Raw genomic sequence first — 12220 nt, 5'->3', positions numbered from 1 at the left:
CTGATAGAGAATCACAAACGATTCCAATGATTCAAGATGTTCTTGGACGGACACTTAGATCTTATCATTATAATTGGTATTACCAGAGAGACAAAACGACGGGGGGAGATTTTATTGTAAATATGTACAACCCGGGGGCAAGCTATACCCCTTGTTTTAGCACCTCTGTTTCAGCTGGCTGTAAAGGATCATTCGGCACATCGCGGTATGATTATTTTCAAGAGGGTATATATTTTCAAGATCAGATCAAGTTGAAGCGCTTATCAATCCTGTTGGGGGGTAGGCAAGATTGGATAAACTATAATGGGCACGCTTTGAGCCACACCTACAACAATACCAATGGACAAAATATTACAACAGAGACCCCAGGAAATACGGCACCACAACCAGCGAGCGCTTTTACCTGGAGGGCGGGTATTCTTTATAATTTCGCTTTTGGATTAACTCCTTATTTTAGTTATTCAACATCCTTCGTTCCTCAGACTTCAACAAACTATCAAGGACAGCCGTTCGCACCATTGACTGGGAAGCAACTGGAAGTTGGTCTAAAATATAAGGTTCCTAATAAGGATATTCTTTTGACAGCTTCAGCTTTTCATATCGATGAAGACCATTATCTAGAGCAGGACCCCGTCCACACTAATTACAGCCTTGATGCGGGACGAGTTAAGTCTCAAGGTTTTGAAGTCTCAGCGAATGCGAACCTTACGAAAGATCTGAGAATGATAGCCTCGTATAGTTACGTGGATATCCGGTATGCAAAGACAAACAAAGCAGCAAAGCGGTATAATCCTTATACAGGATCAACTTATGGTAACGCGATTTCTCAAGAAGGAATGTTCGTTCCCTATGTGCCACGCAATATGTTTTCATTATTTTTGGATTACTCTTTACCTCGAAACGTTTTCAACGGATTTGGTGTGAACGGCGGCTTGCGTTACGTTGGTTTTACTTATGCTGGAAATGTGGAGTCGTTTAAGTCGCCTGCATATTTCCTGTTTGATATTGGCGCCCACTACGATTTTGGTGCATCCATTCCTGCCCTGAAGGGTTTAAAAGCACAGCTAGCAATTTCCAATTTAACGAATAAATATTATGTCACACGATGCAATAATAGCGATTGTTATGTGGGTCAGGGACGGCGAGTGTATGGAAATCTGATGTATAATTGGTAAAATTTTTTCTTCCCGAACTACATCGCTTTTTTCCCATTGGCTTCAACACCTTGCTCCACGTCTCCATGCCAAAGTCGAGGGGCAGATGCGCTGCAAGTTCCGAGGGGCGGACCTATGCAAGAAACATGGGTTGCCCCCGACAATATCTGTGGGGCGACCCATGCCAAACTCGTCGGGTAACACTGCGCAAGATGCGTAGGGCGGTCCTGCAACATCCATGAGGCCGATGCCGTGACAGCGACCTTGTGGAGCATCGCCGGATATCGGCCCCTACATTACAATGGAATAAAAAAATTCCTTTTTTGTTCTAATTTTATTGCTTTTTTCGGTTCCGTCTCATGGCGTAGCCCGACACGTCGTTACCCCGCGTTCCCGGCTCGTTCGGCCCTTTGACACGGGACCGGCTCTACCATCTTCTGGCGACTGCCATATCGCCCCGCCGCTGGATGATCGTCTGACGGCGCGGAGCCGCGTGGGTGGGGCTGATCCGATGGGGTGGAGATTCCTTGCCCGCACGGATGGGATCAGCAGCGGGCTGATGGAACTGACCGTCCACAACATTCCCTTTCAAATCCTGGGTCTGAACATCTCATGCTCGGGCAGCGGGCATGGCGGGAAACGATTCTCCGTCATCATCGGTGACATCACGGCACGGGTGGTGAGGGGAGGATGACCCGGTCGGGCGGTGGCCGGGGACGTGGAGAGAAATACTATACTTTGGTATATTTTCGGCATACTCATTTCTATCTGAAGTCGGGCAATAACGGCTTGCGACGTGGCCGGGAATCAGGAAAATGACGCGGATTTCCTGACGATGCCCGTCTGGTTATTCTTTCATATCCTTCGTGCCCAGCCTGACGATTCCGCGCGGCACGCATGGCGGCGGTCCTGACCGCTGCCATGCCGCCGCGCTTTGCCTGTCTCTCGCGGCACCCCGACCCTCGCCATGGGGAGTGTTTCATCATGAACGGCTTCGAGACTTTTCTGCGGACCCTGTTCAGCCTGTTCCTGACACGGCGGCATACGCACCGCCATTTCCGGCGCCAGGCGATCCTCGAAAGCCTGAACAGGCTGGGTAGCGGAGACCGGCAGGCACCGTTGCGATACGAGTCCAGGACCATGCGCCAGGTCGCGACCGACGACGTTCCGGCGGCGATCGCGCGCCTGCATTCCTACGCGGACGGGCTGACCGGCACGGAGGCCGAAGCCCGCCGGGAACGCTTCGGCCCCAACGAGGTGGAGCACGAAAAGCCCCTGCCGGCCTGGCGGCATCTGTGGCACTGCTACGGCAACCCGTTCAATCTGCTGCTCACGGTGCTCGCCTTCATCTCCGTCCTGACGCAGGACCTGAAGGCGGCGGTGGTCATCGGGACGATGGTGGTGCTGAGCACGCTGCTGCGCTTCGTGCAGGAAGGGCGCTCCAACCGGGCCGCCGAACGGCTGAAGGCCATGGTGAGCAATACCGCGACCGTCATCCGGCGTCGGGCGCCCGACGCGGCGGCCGTGGCCATTGGCGCGCGGTATTTCGGCGTGCATCTTCACCCGGCCCCGCCGGCCGCATCGGTCGAACTGCCGATCAGCCAACTGGTGCCGGGCGATCATGTCATCCTGTCCGCAGGCGACATGATCCCGGCCGATTGCCGGGTGCTGACGGCCAGGGATCTGTTCGTCTCGCAGGGCGCGATGACGGGGGAATCGCTGCCGGTGGAGAAATTCGCCGAGATCGACCGGCCTTTTACCTCCGTCTTCGAGACGCCGAACCTCGTGTTCATGGGCACCAACGTCGTTTCCGGCTCGGCCACCGTGCTGGTGGTCGCGACCGGTGCGCGCACCTGTTTCGGCGCGCTGTCGGCCCGCGTCTCGGCGACAGACCGCACCCAGACGGCGTTCGAAGCCGGCGTGAACGGCGTCAGTTGGCTGCTGATCCGCTTCGCCCTCGTCATGGCGCCGGTGGTGCTGTTCATCAACGGGCTGACGAAGGGCGACTGGGTCGAGGCGTCGCTGTTCGCGCTGTCGGTCGCGGTCGGGCTGACGCCCGAAATGCTGCCGATGATCGTGACCTCCACCCTCGCCAGGGGCGCGGTCACGCTCTCGCGCAGGAAAGTGATCGTCAAGCGCCTGGACGCGATCCAGAATTTCGGCGCGATGGACGTGCTCTGCACCGACAAGACCGGGACGATCACACAGGATCGGATCGCGCTGGCGCGGCACACCGATGCGTTCGGTACGCCCTCCGATACCGTGCTGCGCTATGCGTGGCTCAACAGTTTCTACCAGACCGGGCTTAGGAACCTGCTGGACCGCGCGGTGCTGGAGCATGTCGCCCAGGGTCATGCCACGCCGAGTCATGCCACGCCGAGTCATGCCACGCCGGGTGATGTCATGTCGGGTGACGTTACGTCGGGCGATGGTCCGTCAGGCGATGGTCCGTCGGGCGATGTTATGCTGGACGATGTTACGTCGGTCCATGCGGCGCCCGACGCGCGGGACTGGCGCAAGGTTGACGAAATTCCCTTCGATTTCGTGCGTCGGCGCATGTCGGTCATCGTGGCGGAAGGCAGCAATCCTCCCGTGCTGATCTGCAAGGGCGCGGTCGCGGAAATGCTGGCCGCGTGCGCGTGGATCGCGGATGACGAGAATGCGGCGCCGCGGCGGCTCGACGACGACATGCTGGAGCGGCTGCATGCGGTGACGCGGGACCTGAACCGGCAGGGGCTGCGCGTGGTCGCCGTTGCAATACGCGAGATGCCCGCCGCGCAGGCGGTTTATTCGGTGAAGGACGAGGCCGGTCTGACGCTTGTCGGCTATATCGCCTTCCTCGATCCGCCGAAGGAGACGACGGCGCCGGCCCTGCGCGCGCTGGCGGCGCACGGCGTGGAGGTCAAGGTCCTGACGGGCGACAGCGAGCTTGTCACCGCGCAGGTCTGTGCCCAGGTCGGGTTTGGGCATGCGCGCTTCCTGACCGGGCCGCAGATCGACAGCATGAGCGACAGCGTGCTGGCGCACGCGGTCGGCAAGCACCGGATTTTTGCCCGCCTTACCCCCCAGCACAAGGAACGCATCGTCCGCGCGCTGCGCGACGGCGGCCATGTCGTGGGCTTCATGGGCGACGGGATCAACGACGCGGCGGCCCTGCGCGCCGCGGATATCGGCATCTCGGTCGATACCGGCGTGGATATCGCCAAGGAAGCCGCCGACATCATCCTGCTGGAAAAAAGCCTGATGGTGCTGGAGGAAGGCGTGCTGGAAGGGCGCAGGACCTTCTGCAACATGCTCAAATATATCCGCATGACGGCGAGCTCGAATTTCGGCAACGTCTTTTCGGTCCTGGCCGGCAGTGCCTTCCTGCCGTTTCTGCCGATGCTGCCGCTGCAATTGCTGGTGCAGAACCTGCTCTACGACCTCTCGCAGACCGCCATTCCCTTCGACAGCGTGGACCGCGCGCTGGTTGCCCGGCCGCTGAAATGGAATCCACGGGATATCGGGCGGTTCATGATCTTCTTCGGCCCCGTCAGCTCGGTTTTCGATATCGCGACGTTCGTGCTGATGTGGCATGTCTTCGGCGCGAACAGCCTGGACCGGCAATCGCTGTTCCAGTCCGGCTGGTTCGTGGAAGGGCTGCTGACGCAGACGCTGATCGTCCATATGATCCGCACGCCGAAACGGCCCTTCATCGACAGCCGCGCGGCATGGCCGCTGATGCTGATGACCGTGCTGATCGCCGCCGCCGGCATTGCCCTGCCGGTCAGCCCGCTGGCCGGGTCTTTCGGGCTTCAGCCGCTGCCGCCGGCCTATTATCCCTGGCTGGCCGGCATGGTCCTGGGGTATGCGGTCCTGACCACCGCGATGAAGATACTCTATATCCGCCGGTTCGGCTGGTAAGCGACCGCATGGGCGGAGCCCGCTCGCCCTCTGGAGTCCCGATCTGTGACCCTTGCCCTTCATTTCAGCAGCCTGTCGTCGCTCGCGACCACGCTCGTCGAGCTTGCGGCGGCTTTCGTCCTCGGTGCCCTGATCGGCGTCGAACGCCAGTTGCGCCAGCGCACCGCCGGGTTGCGGACCAACACGCTGGTCTCCGTCGGCGCGGCGATCTTCGTGTCGCTGGGTGCGCGCCTGTTCGACATCGACCATGGATCGCAGACGCCCATCACCGTCGTCGCCTATGTCGTCTCGGGCATCGGCTTTCTCGGCGCGGGCGCGATCATGAAGGAAGGGGCCAGCGTTTCCGGCCTGAACACGGCGGCCACGCTGTGGGGGTCGGGCGCGGTCGGTGCCTGCGCGGGCGCGGGCCTGCTGGGCGAGGCGTCGATCGCCGCGTTCTTCGTGCTGGCCAGCAACACCCTGCTGCGGCCGCTGGTCAACCGGATCAACCGCCGCCCGTTCAGCGAGGCGAGCAGCGAGGCCCTGTATGTGGTGTATGTGATCTGCGACCGGACTTTGAGCGCGGACATCCGGGAGAATATTCTCGGCATCCTCGACGATACCGGCTACCCGGTCCGCCAGGTGGACGGCCATCCGCTGGGTCAGGACGAGATGGAGATCGAACTGACGCTCTTCCCCACCGCCGTCAATGTCGAGGAACTGGACGACGCGGTCGAGAAGGTGGAACGGTTGCCCGGTGTGCGGCAGGCATTCTGGAACGCCCGTGACGAGACGTGACGGGATGTGACGCGAAAGGGACGAACCGGATGCGGGCACGGCTTCGCCTCGGGCTCCGGCTGGCCCTTCTGGCGGGGGTCATGGCCGCGCTGTTCGCCGTGGACACGGCCACGAATTACGAGGTCGCGGCCGCGGTCTTCTATGCCATGGTCGTTCTGACCGCCGCGCCGTTCCTGGGCCGCCGGGCGCTGATCCGGCTCTCGGCGTTCTGCGTCGCGCTGACCGTGTTGAGCTTCGCGCTGACGCCGAAAGGCAACATGCCCATCGGTCTGGCCAATATGGGCGTCAGCATCGCCGCGATCGTCATGACGGCGTGGCTGATCCTCAAGATGGACGCGGCGCGGCAGGCGGCGCAGGACGCCCACGCGAAGCTGGTGCGGATCGCGCGCATCAAAAGCCTCGAGGGGCTCACCACCTCCATCGCGCACGAGATCAACCAGCCGCTGGCCGCCATCGTTACCAGCGGCAATGCCTGCGGCCACTGGCTGGCGCATGACCCGCCGAATCTCGACCGGGCCAGGCAGGCGCTCGAGCGGATCGTGCGGGATGCGGGCCGGGCCAGCGCCATCGTCGCCCGCGTCCGCAGCCTGACCAGGGGCGAGCCGCCCAGCAGGACCGTCTTCGCCTTCAACGATGCGGTGGGGGAGGTCGTCGGCGTGTCTCGCGGCGAGATCGAGCGTTACGGAATCGCGCTGGTGCTGGACCTTGCGCCCGACCTGCCGGCGGTGCGTGCCGATCGGGTCCAGGTCCAGCAGGTGATCGGCAATCTTCTGCTCAATGCCATCGAGGCCATCGCCGCCGGCCCGGCTCGCGCGCGCACGATCCATATGGTGTCGGAGGTCGCGGGCGGCATGGTCCGGCTGTCTATCTGCGATTCCGGCATCGGCATTCCGGCCGGTATCCGCGACCATCTCTTCGAGGCGTTCTGGACGACCAAGGAAGACGGCATGGGGATCGGGCTGAGCATCAGCCGTACGCTCGTCGAGGCCAATGGCGGGGAGATTTCGGCGGAACCGGTGGAGACGGGGGGCGCGACCATCCGCTTCACCGTTCCGGCCGTGCAGCAGGAGAAAAGCTGATGACCGGCCCATGCGTCGTCTATGTGATCGACGATGACAGCTCCGTCCGCGCGGCGCTGGACGACCTGCTTGCATCGGTCGGGATCAGGGTTCTGACCTTCGATTCCACCACGGCGTTCCTGGCGCATGGGATGGAGGACGCGCCGGGCTGCCTGGTACTGGACGTGCGCATGCCGGGCCAGAGCGGCATCGACTTCCATCGGCGCATGGCCGGGCTCGGGATCGCGCTGCCGGTCGTCTTCATCACCGGGCACGGCGATATCACGATGGGCGTGGACGCCATCAAGCATGGGGCGATCGAGTTCCTGACGAAGCCGTTCAATGACCAGACCCTGCTGGATGCGATCCAGAACGGAATTGGAAAGGATCGCGACCGTCGCCGGGCCGTCGCCGAAAGCGAGATGGTGCGCGCGCGCTGGGCCTCGCTTTCGGCGGGAGAGCAGGAGGTCGCGCGACTGGTGGTGCAGGGGCTGTTGAACAAGCAGATCGCCTCCGTGCTCGATGTCAGCGAGATTACTGTCAAGGTCCGTCGCGCCCAGGCCATGCGCAAGATGGATGCACGGACCCTGCCCGATCTGGTCAGGCTTACGGAAAAACTCGACCTTGACGGCCTGTCATGACAATTCAACAAAAGATAACGTATAGATGTATTATACTAAAGTATATTTTCTGAATATGAACGCAACATTGCCGGTCTGAAAAAGAATGTGGTTTCTGGCCCCATCTTGAACGGAGGCCGGATTGATGCATACGACGCGCCGCGCGGAACGCTTCCCGCGCGAGGGACAAAGACATGGCGTGCGGCCCGGTTCCGCTCACCGCGCTGTCGGCCTGATGGGGGCGACACTGCTTTCCGTGGGCCTGCTCCCGCCGGCGTCGGCGGAGACGCCGGGCAGGCCGGGCGGGCATCGCGACCCCAAGGACCATGTGCGGCCGGCCGTGACGAGGCAGGCGGCGCCTGCCCGAAGGACCGTGCCGGTGACGAAGAATGCCGACCCCGAAGCCATCGTCGTCCAGAGCGACCGGCATCGCGTGATCCATCCCAACGGCACGCTGCTGACCAAGAGCGACTGGGCGACGGCGCTCACCGGTGCGAACCCGCTTTCCCTTCTGGCAACGACGCCGGGCGTTTCCTATGTGTCGAGCGATGCCTATGGCCTCGACGAGTCCGATGCGAGCCTGTTCATGCGCGGGTTCCACATGAACGAACTCGGGATCATGTTCGAAGGCATTCCCCTCAACGATGTCAGTTTCACCACGTTGACCGGAAACAATGTCAACAATATCGGCGTGCCGGACCTGATCGGTTCGATTTATGTCTCGCCGGGCACATCGCGCGAGAGTGCTTTTTCCAGCACCAGCAGAGGCGGCGAACTGCGATATTCGCTTGAGAACCCGACCGACAGGGCAAATGCGGATATCACCCAGTCGGTCGGCAGCAATCAGACCTACGTCACCACTGTGACGGGCAATACCGGCCAGATCGGCGCATACGGGCCGAAAATTCTTGCGGGCTTCCAGCGCATCTCCAAAGACAAATATGAGGGCGGTGGCACGCAATATATGATCCGAGGCAACGTGAAAGTCACGCAGGACGTGTCCTGGGGCGATTTTTCGGCATTTCTCGCGGTGTCCGACGCGCAGGTCTGGGGTTATAACGACCTGTCGAACGACATGATCTCGAAGCTCGGCTGGCGGGGTTCCGACTACCTTTATCCGAACTATCCCCTTGCCTATTATCAGGCGGGCGCCGGCGCGGCGAACGCCTGCGGCCCCTATCTCTGTGGGGATCGGGCGGTGCTGATCCCGTATGATAGCGGTCAGGTTTCTCAAGACTGGCTGGGCTCGCTCCGCCACCATTTCAATATCACGCACGCCCTGAGCGGAAACATCCTGTTCTATGGCGCCAGCACCTATACCGATGCTTCCGTCTCGGACCCCACGACCCCTTCCGAAACCGGCGCGCCGTTTTCGGAGCAGGTCTGGCATTCGCAGGTCCGGCGCTTCGGCGGGACTGCCGAGCTGGCCTATCAGATTGCCGACCATGCGCTCTCTGCCGGGCTGTGGGAGGAATCCGCGTCGTCGCGGGCTGCGGGGTCATGGTACAATGAACCGTTGCTCGGGGAAGGAAAGCCCCTTCTTGCGGTTGGACCTTTCACATCATATGGACCGGCCTTCCAGGTCGAGAACATGTCGGCGTGGAAAACGTCGTCACGTCAGATCTATCTGCATGATGACTGGCATCTTCGCCCGGAGCTGACATTGGGCATGGGGTTCAAGGCGGTCGATTTTTCGACCACCGGGGGCGGCATCGGGAACGACGACGTGCCGGCACCGTATGGCAAGCTGCGGTCCAGAAACGGGTTTCTACCGCATCTTTCCCTGTTGTACAGACCAACACGGCAAGACGATTTCTTCGTCGATGCCGCGCGGACCCAGGGCGCCTATAACGTGTTCCCGCGCGGGAATCTGGGATACGGCGCGTCCGCATGGACCGCGGCGGATCAATCCACGTTCGACGAAGCGACGCGCGATATCAAGCCGGAAAGAGACACGACGGTTACGATCGGCGGACATCATCGACGTGGCCGTCTGCGGATTTCCTATGATGCTTATTTCAGCCTGATCGAGAATCGGCTGATCGCGGCCTCGGTGGGCGATCTTCACGCCCCGATCAACACTGTCGCCTCCATCCCCGCGTCGCATATCTGGGGCGGAGACGCGGCTGTCGCCCTGCCGGTCGGACATTATCTCACCCTGAACCAGAGCCTGTCGGTCAGCCGCTTTTCCTACGGTGGCGACCTGAATGTCGGCGATACGGTCTTTCCCCTTCGCGGAAAAGCGCAACCCGGCTATCCGGCCATCTCGCTTCTCAGCAGTCTGCTGTTCCATTACCATCAGTTCCAGGCCGGAGCGACCGCCACGGTCTATCTCGACCAGCAGACCAATTACCAAAACGATCTCAGGGCCAGAAATTACTTCAACACGACGGCTTTCCTGTCCTACGAGGTGCCGAAGCATGGAAATATTCCGGGGCTGAAATTCCGCTTCGACGTTTACAATATATTAAACGAGAAAATGATCGGGAATATCGGAGTCGACGGGTTCCCGTTTTCAGGCGACAAGCAGACGATGCAGCGCGCGGCTCCCCGCCAGGCTCTTTTCTCCATAGGGACGAAATTCTAGAAGGTGGTTCTGTATTTTTACGCGTGGTCGATCGGGTAATCCTGAATGACGCACACTCGGGAACGATCGCGAGAGTAGGGGCGTCATCGGAATAGCCTGTCGGGCGGGGCCATAGGCGCACGACATGCTTCGCCAGGCCGAAGGAGGCTGAACTTGAAAAATGGACCCGTCATTGCCCTGATCTCGGCCCTGCTGTTCGGTGCGGGCACGCCGCTGGCCAAGCTGCTGCTCGGTGACGGGGTCGATCCATGGCTGCTGGCCGGGCTGCTTTATCTCGGCTCCGGGATCGGCCTGGGTCTGTATCATATGATCGGGCGGGTCGCGGGGGCGGTTCCGCGCGAGGCACCGCTGGCGCGCGGCGACCTGTTCTGGCTGGCGCTGGTCGTACTGGCGGGTGGCGTGATCGGCCCGGTGCTGCTGATGATCGGGCTCGCGCAGAGTGCGGCCTCGACGGCGGCGCTGCTGCTCAATGTCGAGGGGCTGGCGACGATGGGGATCGCGTGGGTGGTGTTTCGCGAAGCCGTCGATCGGCGTCTTCTGCTGGGGGCTTTCGCGATCCTCGCGGGGGCGGTCGTCCTGTCGTGGCAGGGCGGGCCGGGCGATTTCGGCATGGGGGCGCTTGCCATCGTGGGCGCGTGCGTCGCCTGGGGCATCGACAACAACCTGACCCGCAAGCTTTCCGCCGCCGATCCGGTGCAGATTGCCATGGTCAAGGGGCTGGCGGCGGGTTCGGTCAATCTGGCGCTGGCCCTTGTCCATGGCGCGACGCTGCCGCCGCTGCCGGCGATCGCGGCGGCTGGCGCGATCGGGTTCCTTGGCTACGGTGTCAGTCTGGTGATGTTCGTTCTGGCGCTGCGCCATCTCGGCGCGGGGCGGGCGGGCGCCTATTTTTCCAGCGCGCCGTTCATCGGCGCTGTTGTGGCGGTGCTGCTGCTCGGCGAACCCGTGACGGGGCACCTTGTGGTGGCGGCGCTGTTGATGGGGGTCGGCCTCTTTTTGCATCTCGCGGAACGGCACGATCATGAGCATACCCACGAGGCCATGGGGCATGCGCACCGCCATGTGCATGACATCCACCACCAGCACGAACACGGGCCGGACGATCCGTCCGGTGAGCCGCATACGCATTTCCATCGCCATGCGCCCATGACGCATCGCCACCCTCATTATCCCGATTTGCATCACCGGCACGGCCACGCCCGCTGACGGAGGCCCGGTTTGAAAAGTCAGTCTGCCGCGTGGGCGGGCCGCGTCGCGCCACGCGCTGTGAGCGGGCCGCTATAACGGCTTTGATAAAATTCATCCAATGGATCAGGCATCATTTCTGGGTGGTGACGATGACACGGCCGTGAATCCTGCCGTCCCTCCGCACGCCCCTGTTCCAGCCGGTTTAGCGTGCTCTTGCCCAGCGGCGCACAGCCGATGCGACCCGCGTCCAGCTTGCCCGCCCGCGTCGTAGGCGTGCTGGCGGCTCCGGCATGGATGGGGCGTCAGGGCGCGGCTGCGAGGGGGACGAGGCGTTTCTGTCCAGCGCCCCGGCGTGTCACGGCACCGGCACCACCATGATTTCGATTTCAGGTTGGCTGCTGCCGCTGAGTTGGATGACGGAGCGTCCGGCCGGTAGCGGGAAATCGACCATCTTGCCGATTCCGCTACAGGCTGGCCCGTGCTCGTGGTGGGTGGACCCTATGGCGGCACCGTCGCGCACGACGTCCAGCCACGCGCGGGCGTTGAGCATGACCCGGTAGGTGCCTGCCTTGGGAACGTCGAAGGCCACCATGCCGCCCGAACTGACCGTGCCGCCCGGTTCGTCGGGGCGAAGGGCGTAGCTGACATCCGGCGTCGGTCGCAGGGCTACCAGCACTGCCTGGCCCGGTGGGAGGACGGCGTGATCGAGCGCGGAAACGGTGCCGGCGGCTTCGAAGTGGGTGGGGGAGGCCCATGCGCGCAGATCGTCGGGGAGCGCCGGCTTGCCTGGCGTGCAGTTGGCCTGCGGCGTGTCCGCTCGGGTGGGGGGGGCCGTGGTGAGCCCGAACCGCAGGGTGGCGAGAGCGGGGAGGTCGATTTGTTTCGCGGTTGCCATGGTGCCGTTCCGCAGGCGTGTATCACGTTGGAGGACTA

At 62.1% G+C, this 12220-nt stretch carries 9 protein-coding genes; 8 read left to right on the top strand and 1 reads right to left on the bottom strand.

Annotated elements, in window-relative coordinates:
* From ABF821_RS16750 to ABF821_RS16715, 8 genes are all read left to right on the top strand, one after another.
* The coding region (locus ABF821_RS16750) for a TonB-dependent siderophore receptor (RefSeq protein ID WP_415530850.1) at positions 1–1175 on the top strand (1175 nt) is incomplete at its 5' end.
* 538 nt (positions 1176–1713) lie between these two features.
* Complete coding sequence (locus ABF821_RS16745; RefSeq protein WP_415530849.1) at positions 1714–1848, top strand: hypothetical protein; 135 nt, start codon at positions 1714–1716, stop codon at positions 1846–1848.
* Positions 1849–2138: 290 nt separating this feature from the next.
* The gene (gene mgtA, locus ABF821_RS16740; protein ID WP_415530847.1) at positions 2139–5057 is read left to right on the top strand and encodes a magnesium-translocating P-type ATPase; all 2919 of its coding nucleotides are present in this window, start codon (positions 2139–2141) and stop codon (positions 5055–5057) included.
* A gap of 45 nt (positions 5058–5102) precedes the next feature.
* A complete protein-coding gene (locus ABF821_RS16735; RefSeq protein WP_182974932.1) occupies positions 5103–5834 on the top strand; it encodes an MgtC/SapB family protein in 732 nt (243 codons plus the stop codon).
* A 29-nt stretch (positions 5835–5863) separates the two neighbouring features.
* On the top strand, positions 5864–6913 hold the full coding sequence (locus ABF821_RS16730) for a sensor histidine kinase (RefSeq protein ID WP_415530846.1): 1050 nt from the start codon (positions 5864–5866) through the stop codon (positions 6911–6913).
* Positions 6913–7533, top strand: a complete 621-nt coding sequence (locus tag ABF821_RS16725) for a response regulator transcription factor (protein ID WP_415530845.1) — start codon at positions 6913–6915, stop codon at positions 7531–7533. Before ABF821_RS16730 ends, ABF821_RS16725 begins: the two co-directional genes overlap by 1 nt.
* A 124-nt stretch (positions 7534–7657) precedes the next feature.
* Positions 7658–10099 carry a hypothetical protein gene (locus ABF821_RS16720; protein WP_415530844.1) on the top strand — a complete coding sequence of 814 codons (2442 nt, stop codon included), beginning with the start codon at positions 7658–7660 and terminating at the stop codon, positions 10097–10099.
* A gap of 153 nt (positions 10100–10252) precedes the next feature.
* Positions 10253–11305 carry an EamA family transporter gene (locus ABF821_RS16715; RefSeq protein ID WP_415530843.1) on the top strand — a complete coding sequence of 351 codons (1053 nt, stop codon included), beginning with the start codon at positions 10253–10255 and terminating at the stop codon, positions 11303–11305.
* Positions 11306–11642: 337 nt separating this feature from the next.
* Here the strand turns inward: ABF821_RS16715 and ABF821_RS16710 are convergent.
* Positions 11643–12220: hypothetical protein (locus ABF821_RS16710; protein WP_415530842.1), on the bottom strand; the 578-nt coding region annotated here is incomplete at its 5' end.

Origin of the sequence: Gluconacetobacter sp. (assembly GCF_047721585.1) — a bacterium.
Lineage (GTDB): Bacteria > Pseudomonadota > Alphaproteobacteria > Acetobacterales > Acetobacteraceae > Gluconacetobacter > Gluconacetobacter dulcium.
Note: the sequence above shows the minus strand (reverse complement) of the source record. Positions and strands in the feature narration are given on the sequence as shown.

What these genes read in the sequence shown, in the direction of transcription:
- ABF821_RS16745 (WP_415530849.1), top strand. Translation starts at nt 1,714, where the DNA reads ATGGAACTGACCGTCCACAACATTCCCTTTCAAATCCTGGGTCTGAAC.
- mgtA (WP_415530847.1), top strand. Translation starts at nt 2,139, where the DNA reads ATGAACGGCTTCGAGACTTTTCTGCGGACCCTGTTCAGCCTGTTCCTG.
- ABF821_RS16730 (WP_415530846.1), top strand. Translation starts at nt 5,864, where the DNA reads ATGCGGGCACGGCTTCGCCTCGGGCTCCGGCTGGCCCTTCTGGCGGGG.
- ABF821_RS16725 (WP_415530845.1), top strand. Translation starts at nt 6,913, where the DNA reads ATGACCGGCCCATGCGTCGTCTATGTGATCGACGATGACAGCTCCGTC.
- ABF821_RS16720 (WP_415530844.1), top strand. Translation starts at nt 7,658, where the DNA reads ATGCATACGACGCGCCGCGCGGAACGCTTCCCGCGCGAGGGACAAAGA.